This window comes from Tumebacillus avium (assembly GCF_002162355.1).
Lineage (GTDB): Bacteria > Bacillota > Bacilli > Tumebacillales > Tumebacillaceae > Tumebacillus_A > Tumebacillus_A avium.
In genome coordinates this window covers 32,501-57,188 of the sequence record NZ_CP021434.1, presented here as the reverse complement: position 1 = coordinate 57,188, position 24,688 = coordinate 32,501, and the positions used below count along the sequence as shown (strand labels likewise).

The 24,688-nt window shown below is 57.0% G+C and carries 21 protein-coding genes, 1 tRNA gene, 1 rRNA gene and 2 other annotated features (1 of these 25 only partly in view); of the genes, 20 read left to right on the top strand and 3 right to left on the bottom strand.

All coding sequences use genetic code 11. The features are described from left to right. Window positions 1–88: 88 nt before the first annotated feature. The 3 genes from CBW65_RS00335 to CBW65_RS00325 all read left to right on the top strand — a co-directional run bounded on the left by CBW65_RS00335 (window position 89) and on the right by CBW65_RS00325 (window position 3,027). The gene (locus CBW65_RS00335) at window positions 89–985 is read left to right on the top strand and encodes a hypothetical protein (protein WP_087455051.1); all 897 of its coding nucleotides are present in this window, start codon (window positions 89–91) and stop codon (window positions 983–985) included. A gap of 93 nt (window positions 986–1,078) precedes the next feature. Continuing rightward, entirely contained in the window at window positions 1,079–1,756 is a 678-nt protein-coding gene (locus CBW65_RS00330) for a response regulator transcription factor (protein WP_087455050.1), read from the top strand. Next, entirely contained in the window at window positions 1,756–3,027 is a 1,272-nt protein-coding gene (locus tag CBW65_RS00325) for a sensor histidine kinase (RefSeq protein WP_087455049.1), read from the top strand. The genes CBW65_RS00330 and CBW65_RS00325 overlap by 1 nt, the downstream gene beginning before the upstream one ends. Before the next feature lie 36 nt (window positions 3,028–3,063). Here CBW65_RS00325 and CBW65_RS00320 read toward each other — a convergent pair whose 3' ends face one another. Beyond that, a complete protein-coding gene (locus CBW65_RS00320) occupies window positions 3,064–4,368 on the bottom strand; it encodes an S-layer homology domain-containing protein (protein WP_087455048.1) in 1,305 nt (434 codons plus the stop codon). 189 nt (window positions 4,369–4,557) lie between these two features. Here CBW65_RS00320 and ytxC point away from each other — a divergent pair, with 189 nt between their 5' ends. The 11 genes from ytxC (at window position 4,558) to CBW65_RS00265 (ending at window position 13,782) form a co-directional block, all read left to right on the top strand. Continuing rightward, a complete protein-coding gene (gene ytxC / locus CBW65_RS00315; protein ID WP_157721675.1) occupies window positions 4,558–5,445 on the top strand; it encodes a putative sporulation protein YtxC in 888 nt (295 codons plus the stop codon). A gap of 253 nt (window positions 5,446–5,698) precedes the next feature. Then, on the top strand, window positions 5,699–6,220 hold the full coding sequence (infC, locus tag CBW65_RS00310) for a translation initiation factor IF-3 (RefSeq protein ID WP_087455046.1): 522 nt from the start codon (window positions 5,699–5,701) through the stop codon (window positions 6,218–6,220). A gap of 23 nt (window positions 6,221–6,243) precedes the next feature. Next, window positions 6,244–6,441, top strand: a complete 198-nt coding sequence (gene rpmI / locus CBW65_RS00305) for a 50S ribosomal protein L35 (RefSeq protein ID WP_087455045.1) — start codon at window positions 6,244–6,246, stop codon at window positions 6,439–6,441. A gap of 44 nt (window positions 6,442–6,485) precedes the next feature. After that, window positions 6,486–6,845 (top strand): 50S ribosomal protein L20, encoded by a 360-nt coding sequence (rplT, locus tag CBW65_RS00300; protein ID WP_087455044.1) that lies wholly within the window; start codon window positions 6,486–6,488, stop codon window positions 6,843–6,845. Between the two features lie 113 nt (window positions 6,846–6,958). Further along, the gene (locus CBW65_RS00295) at window positions 6,959–7,612 is read left to right on the top strand and encodes a potassium channel family protein (RefSeq protein WP_087455043.1); all 654 of its coding nucleotides are present in this window, start codon (window positions 6,959–6,961) and stop codon (window positions 7,610–7,612) included. A 27-nt stretch (window positions 7,613–7,639) separates the two neighbouring features. Beyond that, window positions 7,640–8,443 carry a TrmH family RNA methyltransferase gene (locus CBW65_RS00290; protein WP_087455042.1) on the top strand — a complete coding sequence of 268 codons (804 nt, stop codon included), beginning with the start codon at window positions 7,640–7,642 and terminating at the stop codon, window positions 8,441–8,443. 159 nt (window positions 8,444–8,602) lie between these two features. Beyond that, a complete protein-coding gene (locus CBW65_RS00285; protein ID WP_157721674.1) occupies window positions 8,603–8,983 on the top strand; it encodes a DUF2512 family protein in 381 nt (126 codons plus the stop codon). Window positions 8,984–9,071: 88 nt separating this feature from the next. After that, window positions 9,072–9,336: a binding site (T-box leader), on the top strand. Between the two features lie 54 nt (window positions 9,337–9,390). After that, a complete protein-coding gene (gene pheS, locus CBW65_RS00280; protein WP_087455040.1) occupies window positions 9,391–10,455 on the top strand; it encodes a phenylalanine--tRNA ligase subunit alpha in 1,065 nt (354 codons plus the stop codon). Between the two features lie 15 nt (window positions 10,456–10,470). Further along, a complete protein-coding gene (gene pheT, locus CBW65_RS00275; RefSeq protein ID WP_087455039.1) occupies window positions 10,471–12,897 on the top strand; it encodes a phenylalanine--tRNA ligase subunit beta in 2,427 nt (808 codons plus the stop codon). Between the two features lie 64 nt (window positions 12,898–12,961). Then, window positions 12,962–13,267: a cell division protein ZapA gene (gene zapA / locus CBW65_RS00270; protein WP_087455038.1), complete on the top strand. Its 306-nt coding sequence runs from the start codon at window positions 12,962–12,964 to the stop codon at window positions 13,265–13,267. Next, window positions 13,264–13,782 (top strand): CvpA family protein, encoded by a 519-nt coding sequence (locus CBW65_RS00265; RefSeq protein WP_087455037.1) that lies wholly within the window; start codon window positions 13,264–13,266, stop codon window positions 13,780–13,782. Before zapA ends, CBW65_RS00265 begins: the two co-directional genes overlap by 4 nt. 79 nt (window positions 13,783–13,861) lie before the next feature. Here the strand turns inward: CBW65_RS00265 and CBW65_RS00260 are convergent, their stop codons facing one another. Next, entirely contained in the window at window positions 13,862–14,242 is a 381-nt protein-coding gene (locus CBW65_RS00260) for a phage holin family protein (RefSeq protein WP_087455036.1), read from the bottom strand. Between the two features lie 114 nt (window positions 14,243–14,356). Here CBW65_RS00260 and CBW65_RS00255 point away from each other — a divergent pair, with 114 nt between their 5' ends. Continuing rightward, on the top strand, window positions 14,357–16,708 hold the full coding sequence (locus CBW65_RS00255) for an endonuclease MutS2 (protein ID WP_087455035.1): 2,352 nt from the start codon (window positions 14,357–14,359) through the stop codon (window positions 16,706–16,708). 69 nt (window positions 16,709–16,777) lie between these two features. On the opposite strand, the gene CBW65_RS00250 is transcribed toward CBW65_RS00255, so the two are convergent. After that, complete coding sequence (locus CBW65_RS00250) at window positions 16,778–19,984, bottom strand: transglycosylase domain-containing protein (RefSeq protein ID WP_198299715.1); 3,207 nt, start codon at window positions 19,982–19,984, stop codon at window positions 16,778–16,780. A 164-nt stretch (window positions 19,985–20,148) separates the two neighbouring features. Beyond that, window positions 20,149–20,364: a binding site (T-box leader), on the top strand. A 49-nt stretch (window positions 20,365–20,413) separates the two neighbouring features. Here CBW65_RS00250 and tyrS point away from each other — a divergent pair. The 5 genes from tyrS to CBW65_RS00220 all read left to right on the top strand — a co-directional run. Beyond that, a complete protein-coding gene (gene tyrS / locus CBW65_RS00240; RefSeq protein WP_087455032.1) occupies window positions 20,414–21,658 on the top strand; it encodes a tyrosine--tRNA ligase in 1,245 nt (414 codons plus the stop codon). Between the two features lie 240 nt (window positions 21,659–21,898). Further along, window positions 21,899–23,176 carry an ArsB/NhaD family transporter gene (locus tag CBW65_RS00235; RefSeq protein WP_087455031.1) on the top strand — a complete coding sequence of 426 codons (1,278 nt, stop codon included), beginning with the start codon at window positions 21,899–21,901 and terminating at the stop codon, window positions 23,174–23,176. An 18-nt stretch (window positions 23,177–23,194) separates the two neighbouring features. Next, window positions 23,195–23,479, top strand: a complete 285-nt coding sequence (locus tag CBW65_RS00230; RefSeq protein WP_087455030.1) for a hypothetical protein — start codon at window positions 23,195–23,197, stop codon at window positions 23,477–23,479. A gap of 206 nt (window positions 23,480–23,685) precedes the next feature. Next, window positions 23,686–23,762: transfer RNA gene (locus tag CBW65_RS00225), tRNA-Pro, on the top strand. A gap of 111 nt (window positions 23,763–23,873) precedes the next feature. Then, a 16S ribosomal RNA gene (locus CBW65_RS00220) occupies window positions 23,874–24,688 on the top strand (it continues 732 nt past the right edge of the window).

Below are 24,688 nucleotides of genomic sequence, written 5' to 3'. Positions count from 1 at the left end.
TTTTTTAAAGAAAATCTAAAGGAGCTCCCCCATACTGAGGTTGTAAGGCGGCAAGGCAAGCAACTACAACCGAAAGGGTGAGTGTAATATGATGAGCAAAAGAACGAAATTGTTGATGACCTTGGGGATCGCGGCGGTGTTGGCAGGTTCCGGCACAGCGCTGGCAGCGACTACCGATAACACGACCAGCACGCAGCAGCAGCAAGCGCCGGTCGCAGGCAAGAAAATGATGAAAATCCCGTTTGGCGGCACCGAGCTGCAAACGTTCCTCGGCCTGACCGAAGCAGAATTGCACACCGCACAGCAGGAAGGCAAAACGCTCAAGCAGATCGCAGAAGGCAAAGGCATCACCGAGGCCAAACTGATCGAGTTCCTGCAAACTCAGCAGCAAAAGAAACTCGACCAGGCGGTGACCGACGGCAAGCTCACGCAAGAGCAGGCTGACAGCATGAAAGCGGGCCTGACGACCGAACGACTCCAAGAGATGATCAACAGCACCGGCAAATTCGGATTCGGCGGCGGCAAGGGCGGCCACGGCGGGAAAGGCGACTTCATCATGCGCGCCGGCGGCGAAGAGCTGGCAACGTTCCTCGGCCTGACCGAAGAAGAGCTGTGCACCGCGAAGCAAGCAGGCAAAACCCTCGCGCAGATCGCAGAAGGCAAAGGCATCACCCAAGACAAGCTGATCGAGTTCCTGCAGACCCAGCAGCAAAAGCAGCTTGAGCAGGCGGTGACCGACGGCAAGATCACCCAAGAGCAGGCGGACGCGATGAAAGAAAAGATGACCGCAGAGCACCTCCAAGAGATGATCACCAGCACCGGCCCGATTGGTAAAGGCTTTGGCGGCAAAGGTCATGGTCACGGCGAGCGCGGCTTCGGCGGCTTCCCGGGCGCAGCACCGGGCACCGACGGCGCAGTCGCTCCGGATGCTTCCGGCTCCACCACCGGCGCGGCAGCAACACCGACTTCGCTTCGCATCGACTAATCAGTTCTTTTTCGAAGGGGACAGGCAGGGATTGCCTGTTCCCTTCGAGTATTTACCCAGAAGCTGCACACACTGGAAAAAGGGGGCGATGCGATGAAATTGCTGGTCGTCGAAGATGATGCTTCGCTCTTGCAGGCAGTCGCAGATGTGTTTGAAGAAGAAGGCTATCAGACCGACCGTGCCGACAACGGCTACGACGGGCTGATGTATGCGGAGCAGGGCATTTATGACCTGCTGGTGCTCGATATCATGCTGCCGGGCAAAACGGGGCTGGAGATCATCAAAGCGCTGCGCAAAGCGGGCAGCGAGACCCCGATCCTGCTGCTCACCGCCCGCGACTCGGTGGAAGACCGGGTAAAGGGGCTGGACGCAGGGGCGGATGATTATCTGACCAAGCCGTTTGCCTTTCAGGAACTGCTCGCCCGCGCCCGCGCGCTTCTGCGGCGCAAAGGCGGGGTCGGAACGGACGGTGAAGTGGTCTGCGGTCCGCTGGTGCTGAAAGCGAAGGAATTTGATGCGTTTGTTGAATGCGCACCGCTGAAGCTGACGGCGAAAGAATACAAGCTGCTGGAGTTTTTGCTGCTCAACCGGGGGCAGATTTTAACGAAAGAGCAGATTTTTGACCGCGTGTGGGGATTTGACGTGGACACGAACATGGGTGTGGTTGACGTCTATCTGCACTATGTGCGCAAGAAACTGGCCCCGCACAACTGTGACGGGCTGATTCATACGATTCGCGGCGTCGGCTATATGCTGAAGGAGAAAAGCTGATGTTCGCGAAGATCCGCAACAAGCTGGTCATTTTAAACGCACTCGTCTTTTTTATCATTTTGATCTCAGGCAGCACCGCATTGTATCTCTATATGGAAGAACGGCTGGTCGATCAGGTTGATGCGGCGATGATCGACCAGTCCCGGCGCATTTTCGACCAGGGGCAGAGCCCGATGTTTCGCCCGGTTGGCCGGCCGATCGACCGCCAGGCAGTCCTGCTGGTCTGGACGACAGAAGGCAAGCTGATCAACACCAATCCCAATCAGGAAGAGATGGATGAAGCGGACGTGCTGGAGTTTCAAAAAATCGAACCGCACGATCTCCCGCAAACCTATCAGTTCGGCGAGCACAGCTACCGGGTGCTGACGGTGAGTCCGCCGCCCGGCAATACGCTGATCGAGCTGAAAGGCAATCTCTTTAAAGTGTCGATCTCCAAAGTGCAGTTGGTGCGCAACATCGACTCCGAGCAGACGATCCTCGACCGCCTGCTGATGGTCTTGACGGCAGGCACCTTAGCAGGCGGGATCGTCACAGTGTTGGCCGGACTGTTTCTGGCCGGACGAGCCTTGGTGCCAATCCGCGTCTCGTGGGACAAGCAGCAGCAGTTTGTCGCCGACGCTTCCCATGAACTGCGCACGCCGCTGGCCGTCATCCAGTCGCAGGCCGAGCTGCTGTTCCGTCACCCGGAGCGCACGATTGAAGAGGAAAGCGAAAAGATCTCCAACGTCTACAAAGAAACGCGAAGAATGAACAAACTGGTCAGCGATCTGCTCACGCTGGCCCGTTCCGACTCCAACCAGATGGAGATCGAGCGCAAACCTCTGCAGCTCGACGCCTTGCTCGCCGACGTGTCGTGGCAGTTCGCGCAGATGGCTGAGCTGCGCGACATTGAGCTTACCACCAAGCTGCAGCCGGGCATCCAGATCGAAGCGGACGAAGCGCGCCTGCGCCAGCTCTTGGTCATCCTGCTCGACAACGCTTTGAAATACACCCCGGCAGAAGGCAAGGTGCATGTGTCCTGCAGCCGCACCTCGCACGGGGCGGAGTTCGAGGTGGAAGACACGGGCGAAGGCATCGCGCGGGAAGACCTGCCGTTTGTGTTTGACCGCTTCTTTCGCGGGGACAAAGTCCGCACTTCGTCAGACGGCGGCACCGGGCTGGGCCTTTCGATCGCCCAGTGGATCGTCGAAGCCCACCATGGCAAAATCCGCGTCGACAGCACGCCGGGCAAAGGCACCTCCTTTACGGTGTTCCTGCCTGCGAAAAAGTAAAACCGCTCCCGTCATCGGGAGCGGTTTTGTTTGTTTCTAATACCCCAGCACTTTGGCGAGAATGGTGGCGCCTTCCGCTTTCGAAAGCTTGTCGAACGGATTGAAATAGTAGAGGCCGTTGTTGTTTACGCCTTTCAGGTAGCCGTACTGGTTCATGACCAGAACGGACGGCTTGGCCCAGGACGGAACTTTCGCAAAGTCGGAGAACGACGTGTTCTGGCCGGTGATGTCCTCCTGCGAGAAGCCGAGAATGTTGCCGACCATGGTCGCCGCTTCGGCCCGGCTGATCGTGTCGTTCGGGCGGAAGACCGTTTGCCCTTGCTCGTTGACCGAACCTGAGATCAGGTCATTTTCGGCGAGCAGGTTGATCATTTTCGCCGCCCAGTGGCCTTCTTTCGTATTGATATCGGCAAACGGCCCTTTCACTGGAGCGGCTGCGATGTCTTCCGGCGTGAAGAAGTAGTTGGCGAGCAGCGTGGCATATTCGGCGCGGGAGCTCGCTTTGTCCGGCTCGTATTTTCCTTGAAAGCCGGTGATCATGCCAAGCTCATGCAGAATTTCAATATTGCCGTACGCCCAGTGCGTCTGCCTGACATCCTGAAACGATTGTCTGACCGCTGAGAAAAAGCTGCCGAACAGCACCGTTTCGTTGGCGGAGTTGGGCCGCGATGCGGTGACGGTCAGTTCATGAAAGCCGTCTTCAAAAGCAGCCGGGTTAAAGATCGCCGAGTGCGTGCCTGCGGACAGCGCCGTTTCGCTGTGCAGTTCCCCGTCCAAATAGATGTGCAGCTTCGCCGACGGGACGTTTGAAGACACGTTTGGCGCCAGGTCAAACGGTTTGGTGATCACTTCGCCGATCGGAAATGAGCGCATCGTCAGTTCCGGCACCTGAGTGTCGGGGACGGTCAGCCCGGTGCCGCTGATCGAGACATTCACCGTCGCAGAACCCGTTTCGCCAAGATAAATGTTGCTGACCAGCAAGTTGTACGCGCCGGGCGATGCCAGCTTAAACGTGGTCGACGGGCTGACCGGGTCTTCCACGCCCGGCTCGTCTTTGCCTAGCAGTTCGTCATGCACGATGTCGTGTGTGGTCGCGTTTTCCACCCGTACAGAAAGGTACTGGCCCACCGCCACGTCAGGTGCAGAGATCGTCACCAACCCGGCTGCAGCCTGGAAGCGAAAGGAGTTGGTCTGCATTTCGTCCACTTTCGGAAATACGTTGCGCAGCGTGACCGCGCCTGCATCCTGCGCGCGCACCGGTGTTCCGGAAGCGCCGGAAAAAGCGAGCGAGAATGAGCAGACCGCAACGAGGAGCCATTTGCAAAAGGAGCGTTTTCGCATCAGCTGAGGAGACCTCCTTTGTAAAGTCACAGCGGTGCTCCCTTAGTGTCTCTTCGACGTGCGCCACGCTCTCCGAACACTTCTTGGCACACCCCCCACTTAAAACTTGTATAGGAGTCTTCAGGGCTGCATACACTTATCAATAACACCTTGGACAGACTGGAGAGAATTGGAAGGGGGGACATGCGTTTGAAGAAACTGACCATCGGAGCGGAAAAATACGCCGAAGAGCTGTGCGCCTGTTTGGAGCGGGCACGGGAGCGTCTCTGGGAGGAGCACGGCATCCGGCTGAACGGAGAGCAATTTTCGCGTGGCAGGTACACGTTTTATACATACAGAGTGAGCGGGACAAGCGAAGGCATCGAAGACAACTGCACAGGGACCGCCATGGTCGCACTCGCCGAAGGGATTGCAGAGTTTATTACAGACGTGTGGGAGCGTTATGAACTGCAAAGGATCGTGGCGAGTGATTTTTACTATTACGGTTCGGATGAAGTGGAGTACCTCGCCGACTCGGCCGTCAACATGCTGGCCGGACTCTTGGGGCCGGACGGGAAGCCGCTGCGCGCCCAGCATATCGCGCTGTCGGTGCTGGAGCAGTTCAGCCAGGGCCATGAAATCTTGATCGAAGGGCTCCTGCGCTTTCGGATGCAGTCGCTGCAGGAAGATCTGCACCGCGTCGCTTTGCAGTCGATCGACGAGTATCTGATGGATCTGGAGTATCAGGAGTTCGTCAAGATCCTGCGCTACTTTTTGGATGTGCAGGAGCCTCGCCTGCCGCTCTTGCACATGGTATACTTGGACGAGAACACGACCCGGCTGTTCAATGCGGAAGGCAAGCCGATTGAGCCTGGCGACATCACCGAACCGGTGGTTGAGGACATGCTGATGAGCACGTTGATCAACCTCGCCCCGGAGAAGCTGCACATCCATGCTGCCGGGGAGAGCCTGCCGCCATTGGTGGAGACGGTGACGAAGATCTTTGCCGGCAAGACGGTGGTCTGCCGCGGCTGTCCGCTCTGCCACACGGTGCACCAGTGGGAAGATTTGCCTGCCCAAAAAGCGACCGATCAATAAAAAACGGGTTGACAGCTTACCTCGTATAGGGTAATCTACATAAAGAAGTTTAATGGCATACTTCGTGAAGAAAGAAGAAGCTTCCCGCTTCTCACCCGACGAGCGTCCTTCTGGACTGTGACCGGGTTATGCGAACGTTTCAGCGCGGATTTTAATTTCGTCTGTAACCATGCGGGATGTATTCTACAATACATCCCGCATTTCTTTTTTCTTCAGCACAAAGTTGGGCCATTAACTCTGGAGGTGACAGGTTATTAGCAAAGACGATGTTCAAATCAATGAGGGCATCCGCGCACGTGAGGTGCGGGTGATCGATGGCAATGGTGATCAGTTGGGTATTCTTTCGCTTCGTGAAGCGCTGCAACTCGCAGCTGACAAGAACCTTGACTTGGTGAACGTAGCACCCACCGCCAAGCCTCCTGTATGCCGGATCATGGACTACGGCAAGTTCAAGTACGAGCAGAGCAAGAAGGAAAAAGAAGCTCGGAAGAACCAGAAGATCGTATCCATCAAAGAAATCCGCATGACCCCGAATATCGAAGAACACGACTTCCAAACGAAGCTGCGCAATACCGTCAAGTTCCTCAACGAAGGCGACAAGGTCAAAGCGAGTGTCCGTTTCCGCGGTCGTGAGATCACGCACCAAGACATCGGGATCAAAGTTCTGACCCGTTTGGCTAAAGAATGTGAAGAAATCGCAGTCCTCGAGCGTGCACCGAAGCTGGAAGGCCGTTCGATGATGATCATCCTTTCGCCGAAAAACACCAACAACTAATTTAGCAATTGGAGGTTCGCACCATGTCCAAAATGAAAACTCATCGCGGCGCGGCGAAGCGTTTCAAGCGTACCGGTTCCGGCAAGCTCTCCCGCAGCCATGCATACACCAGCCACATGTTCTCCAACAAAGAGCAAAAAGTAAAGCGCAAACTGCGCAAGCGCGGTACCGTTCATAAGTCCGACCAAAAACGTATCGAGCAAATGCTCACGTACCTGTAAGACTATTATTTTCTGTTTGAACACAGCATAGGAGGTTACTTAGAATGCCGAGAGTTAAAGGTGGTACTGTTACCCGCCGTCGCCATAAGAAAATCCTGAAGCTTGCACGCGGTTTCCGCGGTTCCAAGCATCGTCTGTTTAAAACTGCTAATGCACAGGTCATGAAGTCCCTGATGTACGCTTACCGTGACCGCCGCCAGAAGAAGCGCGACTTCCGCAAACTGTGGATCGCTCGTATCAACGCGGCTGCTCGCATCAACGGTCTGTCCTACTCCAAGCTGGTACACGGCTTGAAAGTAGCTGGCGTTGAAGTGAACCGCAAGATGCTGGCTGACCTGGCAGTAACCGATGCAGCAGCGTTTGCAGAACTTGCAAACCTGGCAAAATCGAAAGTAAACGCGTAACTTGCGCGAGAAAGGCCTGCTTCGGCAGGCCTTTTTTTGTACATTTTAGGGTATGCTACTAACAATGTTGGTTTTTAGTACGTGGAACGACCTGGTCGTAAGGGGGAAGACAAATGGCAAAACAATTCGCGGTGGTCGGCTTGGGCCGATTCGGAACCTCCGTGGCGCGCACGCTGTACGAGATGGGATACGATGTGTTGGGCATCGATTCGGATGAGGACCGCATTCAAGACATCGCCGATCTCGTCACACATGCGGTGACGGCCGACTCGACCGATGAGAACGCTTTGAAATCGATCGGGATTCGCAATTTTGACGTCGTCATCGTGGCGATCGGCAATGATGTTAAGAACAGCATCTTGACCACCTTGATCCTCAAGGAGCTTGGGGTGCAGTTTATCGTCGTCAAGGCGCAAGATGAGCTGCACGGCAAAGTGCTGGAGAAGATCGGGGCGGACAAAGTGGTTTATCCGGAGCGCGACATGGGCTACCGGGTGGCGCACAACCTGATCTCGCCGAACATTTTGGATTATATCGAGCTGGCACCCGACTACTCGATCTACGAGCTGCAGGCGCCAAGCAAGTTTATCGGCAAGTCTCTGGAGCAGCTCGACCTGCGCCGCCGCTACGGGGTCAACGTCATGGCGATCAAGCATGGCAAGGATATCAACATCTCGCCGATCGCGACCGACCTGTTACATCAAGGGGATGTTTTGGTGGTCGTAGGGAAGAATGAAGACTTAGATGAGCTTGATGAAAACAGATAAAGACAGATAAAGGGTGAACAGACTCTGATGAGATTTGAACAGATTACTTCGGTCAAGAACAACCGGGTCAAAGACTGGGCAGCGCTGAAGCAGAAGAAATACCGCAGTCAAACAGGTTTGTACATAGCGGAAGGCACCCGTCTCGTCGAAGATGCGGTGGCTTCAGGCGCGCCGATCGATGCGATCCTGCTGAGCGGCGATCTGCAGTCCGGGCGTTTTGACAAGATCATCAATGGCTTGGCATCGCTTGGCACACAGGTATATGAAGTGGCCGAGCAGGTGATGGAGCACATCTCCGACACCAAGACGCCGCAGGGTGTGATCGCCGTGATCCGCCAGTTGGAAGGCGACCCGAACGACTTTTTGGACAACAAGACCAACCCGCTGTATCTGGTGCTGGACGGGATTCAGGACCCGGGCAACCTCGGGACGATGATCCGCACCGCCGATGCGGTCGGCGCGACCGGCGTGTTTCTCGGCAAAACGTGCGTCGATCTCTACAACCCGAAAGTGGTGCGGGCGACGATGGGGTCGATGTATCATCTCCCTGTGTTTGAAGTTGATCTGGAATTGTTCCTGCCCGCGATGAAGCGCCAAGGCATCACCGTTGTTGGCACGGCGATCGATGCGGACAAGACTGTCTTCCAGCACGATTTTACCCAAGGCACGGCGCTGGTCATCGGCTCCGAAGCGCATGGACTGAGCGCTGCTATGGCCGACGCGGTCGACCAGAACATCAGCCTCCCGATGCCCGGCAAGGCCGAGTCGCTCAACGCGGCTATCGCTTCTTCGGTCATGATGTACGAAGCGCTGCGCCAGCGCACGCAGTAACAGTCTAAAGGCACCCCTACCGGGTGCCTTTTTGCATGCAGAGAGTGTGCGCATGGAACGGAGACGATGCTGCAGGCAGAGCGTGTCACACGGAACCGAGACCTTGTTTGCATGCTTGGCGCTGCATTGGGGCAGACTTGATCCATGGAGGTGTTTGCAGTGAACCGACATCTGCTTGCTTTTGTGGTAAAACTGGGCTCAATGATTGCAGCTGTATATTTTATCGCGCTGTTTTTCCCGCTCTGGGGGCAGGCGAACTTGTTCCACGCCATCATCCTCGGCCTGATCATCGCCGTGCTGGGCTATGTGGCCGACCTGATCATTCCGCGTGCGCTCAATCAGATCGTTGCGGTCGCCGTCGACCTGGTGCTGGCAGCGCTGGTCGTGTTTGCCGGCAACTATTTTCTGCCCGGCATGAACGTGTCCTGGACGTTTGCCTGGTTTGTCGGCCTGCTCGTCGCCGGCATCGAGATCTTTTACCACAATCAGTTTGTCCGCAAATCGAACGAGCCGGTCGGCGAACCCGGCCCTGACCGCTAGACAGCGCCGCCGCCTATTTTTGCACGTTTGCAGTTGCAAAGCCTTTTGCCCTGTACTATACTATGTAACTAATAGCACAATCTAACAATCAACAGCGATGATGGAGAGAGTACGCGACTCGGGAAGCGTTCAGGGAGAGGATGTCATGGACTGCAAGCATCCTTACGCGACAACGACCGCCGAAGTTCACTCCGGAGCTGCTTGCCTGAAGAGTTGTAAGCGCAACAAGCGTTGCGGGCAACTTGCGTAGGGCAAGCCGGCAGCAGACTGCCGTTACCGTTTAACGAAGTGGAGCCATGGGTGTATTCCCCATGCTCAAATAGGGTGGTACCGCGAAGACTTTCGTCCCTTGCCAGGGATGAAGGTCTTTTTTATTTTGGATACAGAGAAGCAGGAGGGAACCACGAATGAAAGAACAGCTTGTTGTCCTGAAAGAACAAGCGCTGGAGAAGCTGGAAGAGCAGTCGACGCTTCAACAGCTCGGAGACTGGAAAGCGACCTACCTCGGCAAGAAAGGCGAATTGACCGCAGCCTTGCGCGGCATGAAAGACCTCAGCGCCGAAGAGCGTCCCGTGATCGGCGCACTTGTCAACGAAGTGCGCGAAGCTCTGGAGCAGGCGCTGGAAGCGCGCGAAGAAGACATGCGCCGCCAAGAGCGTGAGAAGCGCCTGCGCGAAGAGACGGTCGATGTCACCTTGCCCGGCCGCAACGTGCCGCTCGGCAGCGAACATCCGCTGAACCGCCTGATCCGCGAGGCGGAAGAGATCTTCCTCGGCCTCGGCTTCCAAGTCGCAGAAGGTCCGGAAGTGGAGACCGACTACAACAACTTCGGCGCTTTGAACGTACCGAAAAACCACCCGGCCCGCGACATGCAGGACACCTTCTACATCTCCGAAGACATGCTCCTGCGCACGCAGACGTCCCCGGTGCAAGGCCGCGTGCTGCGCGCCAACGTGGAAGCGGCCAAGCAGCGCGGCGAGACCTCTCCGCAGCCGGTGCGCATCATCGCGCCAGGCCGCGTGTACCGCCGCGATGACGACGACGCGACACATTCCCACGTCTTCATGCAGATCGAAGGGCTGGTCGTCGACCGCAACATCCGCATGAGCGACCTGAAAGGCATTCTGACCTTGTTCACGCAGCAGATGTTCGGGGCCGACGTGTCGATCCGCATGCGTCCGTCCTACTTCCCGTTCACCGAACCGTCCACCGAGGTCGATGTGACCTGCTACTCCTGCGGAGGCGAAGGCTGCCGCATCTGCAAGCAGACCGGCTGGATCGAGATCCTCGGCGCAGGTATGGTGCATCCGAACGTGCTGGAGATGGCCGGCTATGATCCGGAAGAGTTCACCGGTTTTGCATTCGGCATGGGCGTTGAGCGGATGGCCATGCGCCGCTACGGAATCGAAGACATCCGCCATTTCTATACCAACGATGTGCGCCTGATGTCGCAGTTCAAGTCTCGCGTGTAGCAGGAGGGGAAAACAATGAAAATCAGCTATCAATGGCTTCGTGAATATGTAGAAATCGATGATTTGACTCCCGAACAAGTAGGCGCTCTGCTCACCGACGCAGGCGTGCCGGTCGAAGAGTTCACCCCGCTCAACCTCGGCGTCACCGGCGTGGTCGTCGGCCACGTCCTTGAGACCCGCCCTCATGAAAACGCCGACAAGCTGCGCGTCTGCACGATCGACGCCGGCACCGGCGAGCACCTGCAGATCGTCTGCGGCGCACCAAACGTTGCGCCGGGCCAAAAAGTTCCGGTCGCGGTGATCGGCTCCGAACTGCCGGGCGACTTCAAGATCAAACGAGCGAAACTGCGCGGCGTGGAGTCGCAAGGCATGCTCTGCTCGGCGAAGGAAATCGGCATGGACATCAAGCTGCTGCCCAAAGAGCAGACCGAAGGCTTGTACATCCTCCCGTCTGACGCACCGATCGGGACAGCCATTACCGAATACCTGTACATGAACGACACCGTGCTCGAACTGGAACTGACGCCAAACCGTTCCGACCTGCTGAACTACCGCGGCGTGGCTTACGAAGTGGCCGCATTGCTTGGCCGCGAAGTGAAGCTGAACGAAACGTTCAAGCCGCACGGCAATGGCGCGTCCCCGGTCACGGTGAAGATCGAATCGGAGAACTGCACCAAATACTCGGCGCAAGTGATCCAAGGCGTGACGATCGGCGAATCGCCGCTCTGGCTGCAGGCGAAATTGTTGTCGGTCGGCGTCCGTCCGATCAACAACGTCGTTGACGCCACCAACTTCGTGATGTTCGAAATGGGCCAGCCGCTGCATGCGTTCGACTTGAACAAAGTGGCGGAGAGCACGATCATCGTCCGTCAGGCGTATGACGGCGAAACGCTGGTCACCCTCGATGGCAATGAGCGCAACCTCGACCACGGCATGCTCGTCATCGCCGACCCGGCAAAAGCGATCGGTCTGGCCGGCGTTATGGGCGGCGAGAACTCCGAAGTTGATGCGGCGACTACGACGATCGTTTTGGAATCTGCGTATTTCGATCCGGCGACCACCCGCAAGACGGGCAAAGCGCTGGGCCTGAATTCCGAAGCGCAAAAGCGTTTCGAAAAAGGCATGATCGACCAAGGCATGATCACCGGTGCGCTGCTTCGCGCCGCTGAGCTGATCGTCGAACTGGCCGGTGGCGAGATCGCAGGCCTTCCGGTGGAAGTCGTGAAAAAAGCGGCTGAGCCGCATGTGCTTCCGCTGCGTGCCGATCGCGTGAACAAGTTGCTCGGCACCCAGATCGAAGAAGGCGAAATGGTCGCGATCCTGCGCCGCCTCGGCTTCGAAGTGTCCGGCTTCAAAGTGGACGGCGCGCATCACGTCACTGCTCCGACCCGCCGCCCGGATATGCTGCGCGAAGCCGACCTGATCGAAGAGATCGCCCGCGTCTACGGCTACGACAAAATTCCGGTCACCTTGCCGGAATCGCCGCTCGTGCAAGGCCAGCTCTCCCCGGTGCAAAAGCTGCGCCGTTCCGCCCGCGAACTGCTGATCCACATGGGCCTGACCGAAGTGGTCACCTACTCGCTGATCCACATCGGCAACTTCGAAAAGCTGGGTCTGGCCACAGCTGGCTACGAAAAGCAGCTCAAGCTGATGCACCCGCTGTCTGAAGAGCGCAACTCGCTGCGCACGCACATGCTGCCGTCGCTCGTCGAAGTGGTGCAGTACAACCGCAACCGCCGCGAGAACGACCTGGCCATCTTCGAGATCGGCAAAGTGTTCACGCCGCACGAGATCGAAATCGAACTGCCCCACGAACACTTGCGCGTGGCAGGTCTGGTCACCGGCAACTTCTCCCCGGTCGGCATCGGGGAAAAAGCGCGCCCGGTCGACTTCTTCACCGTCAAAGGCATCGTGGAAAACATGCTGACCGGCCTTGGCATCACCGGTGTCAGCTATGAGCGCACGGAGCTGCCGGCGATGCATCCGGGCCGCACTGCCCGCATTTTCCAAGGCGAGATGACCTTGGGCTTCATCGGCGGTCTGCATCCGGAAGCGGAAGAGGCGGCCGAACTGGCGCCGACCTACTACTTCGAACTGGACGTGGAACGTCTGCTCGCGGCGAAACACGGCGCTACCACCGTGACAGCTTCCCTGCCGAAGTTCCCGAGCATGGAACGCGACATCGCCGTGCTGGTTGACGTGGACGTTCCGGCAGGCGCGCTGCTCGACACGATCTACGCGAACGGCGGCGAACTGCTGGTCAGCGCGCGCATCTTCGACTTCTATCAAGGCGCACAAGTGCCGGAGGGCAAGAAATCGATCGCGTATGCGCTGGTCTACCGTTCCCAAGAGCGCACCTTGACCGACGAAGAAGTGACGGCTGAGCATGAAAAAGTGCTCCAAGCGCTCAAGGAAACGCATCACGCTGAACTTCGTGCGTAAGCTGAGAAGGAATTTTTGACATTGAAGGCGAAGAGTGTGGGGAGTACAGAAAGGGGCGATTCCCTTGCCTAAGAATCCCAACGGATTTCAGACCAACGAATCGAACAAGATCAAAGCTGTCATTTACGGCCAAGACTATCAGATAAAAGGCAAAGCACCGATTGAGCATCTGCGGCTTGTCGCCATGCTCGTCGACCACAGGATGAAAGAAATCGGGGAAGGCAACCCGCGGCTCGATCTCAATCGCGTCGCGGTGCTTGCCGCCGTCAACGTGGCAGACGAGTATTTGAAGCTGCGCCAAGAGTATGAGGAACTGCTTCGCGTTCTCGAACCGCAAGCGGTCTCGCATGCGGAGGATGAGCAAGAGTGACCGACATCATCATCGGATGCGGGATTTTGCTCGCAGCGGTTAACGGATGGCGCAACGGTCTGGTCAAACAGATCGTCTCGCTGGTTGGTGCGTTCCTGGCCTTTTTCCTCGCGCGGAGTTTGCATGATTCGTTTGCGCCGGTCATCGCGCAGTTTGTGCCGATGCCGACGCTTTCGGCCGACAACCCGCTGCACCTGATTCCAGGGTTGAACCTGGAGGAGCAGTTGCACAGCGGCATCGCGTTTATCGTGCTGTTCGTCGTGATTTTTCTGGTGATCAAGCTGGCCGGCACGGTGCTCGACATGATCGCCAAGCTGCCCGGCCTGTCGATCATGAACCGCGTGTCGGGGCTGTTGCTTGGCACCATTCTCGGCGTGGTTGTGGCGGCGGTGCTGGTCAATGTGCTGGCGTTGCTTCCGTACGATGCGCTGCAGGCGGCGCTCGACGGGTCGCAGCTCGCGCAGCAGTTGCTGACCAAGTTTGATTTCTTTAAGCTGAATCTGCCGACTGTCTGATCGTTTGGAGGACAAAAAGCCCTGGAGCATGCTCCAGGGCTTTTCTGCCGTTCAATATGGGGGTACTTCCGGGGAAGAACTAGTCGTCGCGGCGTTCGCTGCGACGGCCGCCGCCGCCCATCATGTTGCCTTTCAGGCTGCCCGGGATGAACAGGTCGATCAACCCGATCACCAGCGAGGCAATCACGGCGCCAAGCAAGGTGACGTGCATGCCCGGCACAAACCACTGTGCCGCGTAGATGACCGCTACACCGACGAGGAACCCGACGATACCACGGCCGTACGGCGACATTTTGCTGCCAAACAATGCTTCTACCACCCAGCCGATGACGGCGATCACGACAGCAGCGATAAGCGCCGACGTGAACGACAAGCGGTCAAAGCCCGGTACGAGCAGGCCGACCACCATCAACACCAAGGCGGATACGATAAAGCGGACAATAGCTCCAAGGATTGTCATCTCTACTTCATCCTCCTTTTCCTTTGATGTGTCTTCCATGTCTTCCGTACACAGTAGAATGTCCACTTTTTTGACGGATATGCTATAATGGATGAAATTTCGGGGGTGAAAGCCATGAATGAACGAGTGCTGCGAGTGCTCGAGTATGATAAAATACGCGATCATGTTGTGCGTTTGGCCAGCTCTTCGTTAGGGAAAGCAAGAGCTGAGGAACTGTATCCGTCCTCCGATTTGGCAGAGGTGGAAACGTGGCAGCAGCTCACAGAGGAAGGCGTCACCGTCTACCGTCTGCGCGGGCTGATTCCGCTGGGCGGCATTCATGACATCCGCTCCTTTGTGCGCCGCGCCGCTTTGGGCGGGATTTTGGCCGCGCATGAGATGCTCGATACGGCCGACACGATTATGGCCGGCCGCCGCCTGAAGAAATTTTTGCAGGATACTCATGAAGAGCACGCATTGCCGGGGATGATGGGTCTCGCGGAGATGCTGCCGGAACTGAAACAGGTAGAAGATGATATTCGTGCGGTCGTCGATGACAACGGCGCGGTGCGCGATACCGCGTCCTCCGACCTGCGCCGCATTCGCGGAGAGATGCGATCCCAGCAGGCGCGGATCAAGGAGAAGCTGGAGTCGATCATCCGCACGTCCTCTTATCAGAAAATGCTGCAGGACCCGATCATCACCCAGCGCAATGACCGCTACTGCGTGCCGGTGAAAGTGGAGTATCGCGGCACGTTTGACGGGATCGTCCACGACCAGTCCGCATCGGGCAGCACGCTGTATATTGAACCGGCTTCGGTGGTGCGCCTCTCCAACGCGCTGCGGGAATTGCAGATCAAGGAAGAGCGCGAAGTGCAGCGCATTTTGCAGCAGTTGTCCGCACTGGTCGGGCAGCATGCCGATGAACTGCAGGACGGGCAGGAAGCGCTCGCCGACCTTGATTTTATTTTTGCCAAAACGACCTATGCGCGTGAATTGCGCGCTGTGCGTCCGAAGATGAACGACCAGGGCATCGTCCGCGTGAAGCGCGCCCGCCATCCGCTGATCGACCCGAGCGTGGTGGTGCCGTCCGATCTGCGCCTCGGCGAAGATTTTCTTTTGCTGGTCATCACCGGCCCGAATACGGGCGGTAAGACGGTGACGCTGAAGACGTTTGGCCTGCTGACCTTGATGGCGATGTCCGGCCTGCATGTGCCGACCGATGATGACAGCGTCCTGTCCACGTTTGATGAAGTGTTTGCCGATATCGGCGATGAGCAGTCGATCGAACAGTCGCTCTCGACGTTCTCGTCGCATATGACGAACATCGTGCAGATCCTCGAGAAGGTCGACTTCAGAAGCCTTGTGCTGTTCGACGAGCTCGGCGCGGGCACCGACCCGACCGAAGGGGCGGCGCTGGCGATGTCGATCCTCGACTTCCTCAAGGAGCGCGGGGTGCGCACCGTCGCGACCACACACTATTCGGAGCTCAAAGGGTATGCGTACAACGAACCAAACGCGATCAACGCCTCGGTGGAATTTGACGTGCAGTCCTTGCGTCCGACCTATCGTCTGCTGATCGGCGTGCCGGGCCGTTCGAACGCGTTTGCCATCTCCGAGCGCCTCGGTCTGCGCCGCGACATCATCGAGCACGCCCAGTCGCGCCTCACGACCGAGGACGTGGCGGTCGATGAGCTGATCCGCAAACTGGAGCAGAACCAGGTCATCGCCAACCAGGAGCGCGAACAGGCCGAGTCCTTGCGCCGCGAGCTGGATGAGCTGCTGGAGGAGTTCGACAAGGAGAAAGAAGCGTTCTACCAGCAGAAGGACCGCATGATGGAGCGCGCCGAGGAAGAAGCGCGCAAAGCGGTGCAAAAGGCGGAGAAGGAAGCGACTGAGATCGTGGAAGAGCTGCGCCGCATCGCCGCCGAAGAGCGCGGACAGATCAAGGAACACCGCCTGATCGAACTGCGCAAAGAGCTGGAAGGCAAAGCGCCCAAGCTCAAGCGGGAAGCGAAAAAGCCGACAGCCAAAGCAGCCGACCGTCCGTTGCAAGCGGGTGACCACGTTGCGGTGGTACATCTGGGACAAAAAGGTCACATTCTTGAAATCAAAGGCAATCAGGTGCTGATCCAGATCGGCATGATGAAAACCAAAGTCCGTAAAGACCAGTTGGAACTGTTGGCGCCTGAAAAAGAACCGACCCGCACCATCGTGGGCCGCAAGCAGGTAGAAGCGAAGCACGTTTCGCTGGAGCTCGACCTGCGCGGGGCCAACGTGGAGGAAGGCATCTATGCGATCGACAAAAAGATCGACGATGCGCTGCTGGCCGGTCTCAGCACCTTGCATATCATTCACGGCAAAGGCACCGGCGCGCTGCGCACCGGTGTGCAGGAATACTTGCGCACCCACCGCCAAATCAAGTCTTACCGCTACGGCGTGGAAGGCGAAGGCGGAAATGGAGTCACCGTCGTCACATTGAAATAATGCGGGAAAACAAAAAACCACCCGGCCTCATCGGAAGAGGAGGCCGGGTGGTTTTTTATTGCGTTGTTTTTATTTTGTTGGCGTGCCGCTTGCCGTTGCGGACGGCGTGGAGCGTTTGCCGTTCGCGTCGGTGGCAAGAATGCGGTAGAAGTACTTCTGACCGGTCGACAGTCCGGTGTCAAAATAGCCGGTGTCGCTGGTTTCGCCAAGCGGTGCCCAGGTTGCGCCGTCTGTACTGCGCTCGACCGAGTAGGAGGTCGCGCCTCGGGACGCTTTCCAGCCGATGACAAGCGAGTTGCCCGATTTCGGATCGGTGACCCCAACGCCGGTTGGAGCGGGCACGGTGGCCGGTTGGCCCGGATCTTGCCCGCCGCCGGTCAGCGAGCCTGGGACGGGAGCGGACGCGTCCGATTCTTTGCCGTCTGCGATCGAGGCGACTTTGTAGAAGAAGGTCACGCCTGGCATCGCGCCAACATCGTCAAACGATGTGCCGCTGGCGGTGCCGATACGCTGGTAGCTGCCGGACGGCTCGTCGCTGCGGTAGACCGCATAGGAGGTGGCACCTGCTGCCGGCTGCCAGGTGATGGTCAGGCCGACTGCGCCCGGCTGAGCCTGCACGCCGCTTGGCGGGGCTACCTGCACAGCGCCCGGCGTGGCGGTGATGATTTTGCCCGGGTCGGACTGCAGGCCTTCTTTGTCGATCGAGACGATGCGGTAGGCGTATTGCTTGCCTTTTTGCACCGAAGTGTCGGTGAAGGTCGTTGACTTGACTTCGCTGACGATCTGGAACGGACCGGCTTCGCTGTTCGAACGGAGCACGAGATAGCTGGTCGCAGCAGCGACCCGGTTCCAGCTCAGGGAAACGGAAGAGTCGGTTGTGCCGGTGACTTGCAGGCCGCCCGGAACGCGGGTGGTGCCAAGCTCTTCGATACCGCTGCGCGGGTCCTTGTCGCTCGGCAGTTCCTTCTCATGGTCGATCGGGAGCCAGCGCTTGTCGTTGTTCGGCAAGGTGTATTTTTCACGCTTGATGAAGATACCTTCTTTGACCAGATACGACGGAGTGGAATCGTTAGCAAGGTATTTCTTGTCGCCGACTTCGTAGTATTTGGCTTTCACATGCACATCGCAGACTTCTGTCGGAGCGGTGCCGGCGAGGAAGAGTTCGGTGGTGACTGTGTGTTCGGCCTTGCACAGCTCGGACGGTATTTTACCGGAGAGCCTGCAGACGGTCACTTGACGGACACCGCCCGGATTGCCCGGGAAGCTGCGCGTGCGATTTTCGATCATCGGTACTACATCGGTCATGATGTTGCTCCACAGCGTCTTGGGCAGGTTCTTCTGATAGGTGGACTCCAAGGTGTACGGGATGTTGTAACCGGCCCAGACGCCAAGCGTCACGTCCGGCGTGTATCCGACAAACCATGCGTCTTTGTCCACGTCGGTCGAACCGGTCTTGCCGGCCACTTCATAGCCGGAGAAGCGTGCGCCGACATCGGAAGCGGTGCCTTTGCGCACGACGTCTTTCAGCATGTCGTTCAGGATGTAGGCGGTGTTCGGGCTGAACACCTGCGTCGTCGCTGATTTGTGCTGGAAGATCTGCTGTCCGGTGCGGTCTTTGATCTCGCTGATCAGGTACGCATCATGCGAGACGCCCATGTTCGGCAACGTCGAGTAGGCGTTGGTTGCTTCGGTGACCGTCAAGCCGTGAGAGAGTCCGCCGATCGCCGCTGCCAGGTTGGCGTCGGTATCTTCCAGCGTCGTGACGCCCATCTTGCGCAGGTAATCAAGGCCGACGGTCGGCGTCAGTTCGTGGAACACTTTGAGCGCCGGGATGTTGTAAGACTGCTCCAGCGCGGTGCGGACGGTCATCAGCCCGTGGAACTTGCTGTCCCAGTTCTTCGGGAAGTATTTGCCGTCCGCTGCGTTCTGGTCCGGCCAGACCATCGGCACATCGTCGATCGCCGAGCCGGAACCGATCATCTTCTTCTCGATGGCCGGGCCGTAGACGGCGATCGGCTTCATCGTCGAACCGGGCTGGCGCGGCTGGGTCGCATGGTTGACCTGGTCGATCTCATACTTGCGGCCGCCGGCCATGGCGAGGATCTTGCCCGATTTGTTTTCGATCAGCGTAGCGCCCGACTGCATCATCGCATTTTCCACAGCGATCTGTTTGCCGGCATTGTCGGTGATCGTGTAGGAAATGTTCTCCGGGTAGAGCTCATCGTTGTCGATCACCGCATCGAGCTTGTTTTGCATCTTGCGGTTGATCGTCGTGTGAATCTCATACCCGCCGCGGAACAGCGCTTCGCGGGCCTTGTCGAGCGATTCGTATTTGCCGGTGTCGAACAGCTGCTGGGCAGCGCGCTCTTCCACCTCGGAGGTCAGATGGGCAAATTCGCCGCCTTGAACCGCCATTTTTTCCTTGTGTTCCTGAATGTCCTTGGCGACATCGTACGCCTTGGCTTCCTGGTATTCTTGCGGCGTGATATACGCCGCTTCGAGCATCGCCTGCAAAATGTACTCTTGACGCTCCAGCGTTGCTTCAAGATTGGTATAAGGATTAAATAAACTCGGGTTGTTCGGAAGCGCAGCCAGAATGGTTGCCTGTGCCAGGTTGAGGTCCTTGGACGGTTTGCCGAAGATCGCCTTCGACGTGCGCTCAATCCCGTACAGGTTGGCCGGGCCCGATTTGCCAAAATAGATCCAGTTCAAATAGGTAAGCATAATTTCATCTTTGGTCAATTGTTGTTCGAGCTGAATGGCCAGCGCTGCTTCCTGCACTTTGCGCTCCAGGGAGCGTTCCTGCTCCGGGAACATCGCGTTTTTGATCGTTTGCTGTGTGATCGTTGACGCGCCGGACCGGATCTCGCCGCCGAGTACGTTTTGCACGCCTGCGCGGGCGATCGCGTACGGATTGACGCCGAAATGTTCGTAAAAGTCTTTGTCTTCTGCAGCGACGAATGCATCAACCACATAAGGTGAAGTATCCTGCAGCGAGTTGATCAACTCGCGGTCGCCGTCGCCTTGCAGTTCGAACATGAACTGGCCCTCGCTGTCGAACACCTTGGTCTTCGCGGCCATATTGGTGATCGCATTAAGATCGAGTTCGGGAGCTTTCTTGACCAGCGAGGCAACAAAGCCGGCCGCCGCACCCCCGCCTATGATCGTTACGGCAAGGAACAGGAATAAGAAGACTTTGACAAATTTAAGCCAGCGCCGTTTCTTCTTTTTCGGTTTCTTTTTGTGCTGATCGGTTCGGGTGTTGTTCTCTTCCATATATAGCGTCCTCCCCCTTATCTTGATCATTATACCACAGCTCAATCAGTGGACAAGAAATGACAGGTTGGGACTTGTTTCTACAGCATATCGGCTTGACAAGCAGTCTTCTGCACTGCTATTATTTATCGCATATATTGTGCTGTGAATGACAAAATCATACAGAACAGGCAATGAGGGAGCGAGTAGCGTTTTACAGGATTGTGCAGAGAGCCGGTGGTTGCTGCGAACCGGTCAGTCCCAAGACGTGAAATACACTCCGGAGCCGCTTGGAGGCAATGCCAAGCCGGTCACGCGCGTGGCCGTTATTGCAATGAAGGAGCTTGCGTTTGTGGCAGGCTGCTTAGGGTGGTACCGCGAGTTCGAACCTCGTCCCTATTTGGGGACGGGGTTTTTTGTATTTTATTACGACTATTTGGAGGGATTTGAATGACCACGCAAGAGCAAACCATCGATCCGCAGCTGCAAGCGGAAATTGACCGCCAGTTGGCAACGATCCGCCGCGGCGCTGTCGAGATCATTCCGCAAGAAGAATTGATCGCGAAACTGAAGAAGTCGCTGACCAAAGGCAAGCCGCTGCACATCAAATTGGGCCTCGACCCGTCCGCGCCGGATATCCACCTCGGCCACACCGTCGTGCTGCAAAAGATGCGCCAGTTCCAGGACCTCGGCCATCACGTGACGATCATCATCGGCGACTACACCGGGATGATCGGCGACCCGACCGGCAAATCGGAGACCCGCAAACAGCTGACTCCGGAGCAGGTCAAGCACAATGCTGAAACGTACGTCACCCAGCTGTACAAAGTGCTGGACCAGGCGAAGACGAGCATCCGCTACAACTCCGAGTGGCTCGCTCCGATGAATTTTGCTGATGTCATCGGTCTGGCGGCGAAGACCACCGTTGCGCGCATGCTGGAACGCGATGATTTTGAGAAGCGTTACAACTCGCAGCAGCCGATCTCGTTGCATGAGTTCTTCTACCCGCTGATGCAGGGCTACGATTCGGTGGCGCTGGAGTGTGATGTGGAGCTGGGCGGCACCGACCAGAAGTTCAACCTGCTGATGGGCCGCATGCTGCAGAAGGAATACGGCAAAGAGCAACAGATCATTTTGACCATGCCGCTGATCGAAGGCCTCGACGGCGTGCAGAAAATGTCCAAGTCGCTTGGCAACTACATCGGCATCGACGAAGCGCCAAACGAAATGTACGGCAAGACGATGTCGATTCCCGATGAGCTGATGGCAAAATACTACGAGCTGGTCACCGACCTGCCGACCGAAGAAGTCGAAGGGATCAAGGCCGGCATGGCCAGCGGCGAACTGCACCCGCGCGATCTGAAGATGCGTCTCGGACGCGAGATCGTCCGCATGTACCACGGAGAAGAAGCGGCACAGGCGGCGGAAGAGAATTTCAAAACGATCTTCCAAAAGCGCGCGCTGCCGACCGACATCCCGGAAGTGACTGTGGAAGCAGGCACCGTCTGGATCGTCAAACTGCTCGTCGACCTCGGCATGGCTCCGTCGAACGGCGAAGCGCGCCGTCTGGTGCAGCAGGGCGGCGTGAAGATCAACGAAGAAAAAGTCGACGCGGCCGACGCGCAAATCGAGCTTATCGACGGTATGGTCGTACAGGCTGGCAAACGCAAATTTGCGAAGATCAAACTGGGCTAACTGCCGTCTGTGCGGTGAAAAGGGGACCTCCGGAAACGGGGGTCTTTTTCTTCCTATTTATTATAGAGGTCCTTCAATATTGCCGGATTCAGGAAACAAATGACGGCGTAAGAATGAAGGAGGAGCAGGAGAAACTAGGAGCAGCAATCTGTTGGCGGCTCTTGAAATTTTCTGAATCCATTGCTGGAAGTGAAGTGTGCTACCATATGGGCGATAAATTGAGATCAGGGGAGGAAGGTAATGGAGAACCAAGCTTTATTCGCAATCGGCATTTTTCTGGTCACCTACGCGTTGATCGTATCGGAAAAATTGCATCGGACAATCGTCGCGATGGTCGGCGGCATTTTGATGGTCGCTTTTGGCATCATCGATCAGGAGACGGCGATTCACCATATCGACCTGAATACGATCGGGCTGTTGATCGGGATGATGATTCTCGTCTCGATCACCGGACAGACCGGCGTGTTCAAATACCTCGCGATCAAAGCGGCCAAACTGGCCGGCGGGCACCCGGTGAAAATTTTGATCTACCTGTCGCTGATCACCGCAGTGCTATCGGCGCTGCTGGATAATGTCACGACGGTGCTGTTGATCGTGCCGGTCACCTTCTCGATCGCGCGGCAGTTGAAAGTGAACCCGGTGCCGTATTTGATCTCCGAGGTGCTCGCTTCGAACGTCGGCGGCACGGCAACCTTGATCGGCGACCCGCCAAACATCATGATCGGCAGCGCAGTGCCGGAACTTTCGTTTATGGAATTTATCTATAACCTTGCCCCGGTGGCGGCGATCATTCTGCTGGTGACGGTCGCTTTGCTTGCACTGATCTACCGCGGTCAGTTGAAAGCAGATCCGGAGCGGCAACAGCTGATCATGTCGCTCAATGAGCAGGATGAACTGCAGGATATGACTTTGTTGAAAAAATCGCTGGCGGTGCTGGCGCTGACGATTGTGGGCTTCGGCTTGCATCAGGCTTTGCATCTGGAGTCGGCGACGGTGGCGCTCAGCGGCGCGTTTTTGCTGCTGCTCCTGACCGGTGAGAAGTATCTGGAGCAGGCGCTGGAGCGTGTGGAGTGGACCACGATCTTCTTCTTTGTTGGGCTGTTTGTGCTGGTGGCAGGCCTGATGGAGACGGGCGTCATCTCGATGCTGGCCTCGCAGGCGGTGGAACTGACCGGCGGGGATCTGACGGCGACGACGCTGTTGATTCTCTGGATGAGCGCGATCGCCTCGGCGTTTGTGGACAACATCCCGTTTGTGGCAACGATGATCCCGATGATCAAAGAGATGGGAGTGCTTGGCATTTCCAATCTGGAGCCGTTATGGTGGAGTTTGGCGCTTGGTGCCTGCTTGGGCGGCAACGGCACGGTGATCGGAGCGAGCGCAAACGTGATCGTGATTGGCTTGGCGGCGAAAGAAGGGTATAAGATTTCGTTTGTACAGTTCTTGCTGATCGGCTTCCCGTTGATGATTCTCTCGATTCTCATCTCGACTGTGTATCTTTACATGCGCTACCTCTAAGGAGAAGGGGGTTTCTGAATGGTTCGTTATGAATATGACAAAGCAGGGCTTTCGATTCAGGAGTTGAAGACAGAGTCCGATTATGAGTTTCATTTCCGCGTGCAGGATGATAATGTGTTGCGTCGTTTGAAGCAGCTGAGGTCGGAAGTCGAGAATAACGATGACCTGACCGATGTGCATTTTGCCACGCAGCCGGGAAGTGTGTATCTCGCTGCTGTCAGGCATGACTTTCGGATGGAGTTCGTGCTGCTGATGTTTAAGTATGGGATTGTCGACGCGGTGCGCCGCGAGCGAAACGAGTGATTTTATCTTGCGCCCGGCCGGAATAATCGGTCGGGCGTTTTTTGTCGGATGATGCAGGATGGACGAGAGAGGTGAAGTTGGTTTGATTGGTTGGCTGAATTTGTTTTGATTTTCGCAGTTCGTGTGATTGATAGGTTCGCTTGGGGCGTGGTAAGATACTCTTCGTTGCCCCGCGAGAGAGCGGACAACACGAAACACAACAACGTCGGAATGTAGCGCAGCTTGGTAGCGCGCACGCTTCGGGAGCGTGAGGTCCAGGGTTCGAATCCCTGCATTCCGACCATTTTTATCCTTTGACTGATTCACTTTGATTGATCCTTGAAAACTAAACGAGTGTTACAGAGATTAGATGCGAGTCAGAGATACAAACTTTCTCAACTTCGGTTGAACAACTTTTATTGAGAGTTTGATCCTGGCTCAGGACGAACGCTGGCGGCGTGCCTAATACATGCAAGTCGAGCGGACTGATTCGGAGCTTGCTCCGATGATGTTAGCGGCGGACGGGTGAGTAACACGTGGGCAACCTGCCCGACAGACCGGGATAACGCTTGGAAACGAGTGCTAATACCGGATAGGCTTTTCCTTCGCATGAGGGAGAAGAGAAAGAAGCTTTCGCTTCACTGTCGGATGGGCCCGCGGCGCATTAGCTAGTTGGTGAGGTAACGGCTCACCAAGGCGACGATGCGTAGCCGACCTGAGAGGGTGACCGGCCACACTGGGACTGAGACACGGCCCAGACTCCTACGGGAGGCAGCAGTAGGGAATCTTCCACAATGGGCGCAAGCCTGATGGAGCAACGCCGCGTGAATGATGAAGGCCTTCGGGTTGTAAAATTCTGTCTTCTGTGAAGAACAAGTGTGAGAAGAGAACGCTCACACCCTGACGGTAACAGAGGAGGAAGCCCCGGCTAACTACGTGCCAGCAGCCGCGGTAATACGTAGGGGGCAAGCGTTGTCCGGAATCACTGGGCGTAAAGCGCGCGCAGGCGGCCATTTGCGTCCGGGGTGAAAGCCCAAGGCTCAACCTTGGGATTGCCTTGGATACGGGATGGCTTGAGGATCGGAGAGGCAAGGGGAATTCCACGTGTAGCGGTGAAATGCGTAGAGATGTGGAGGAACACCTGTGGCGAAGGCGCCTTGCTGGCCGATTTCTGACGCTGAGGCGCGAAAGCGTGGGGAGCAAACAGGATTAGATACCCTGGTAGTCCAC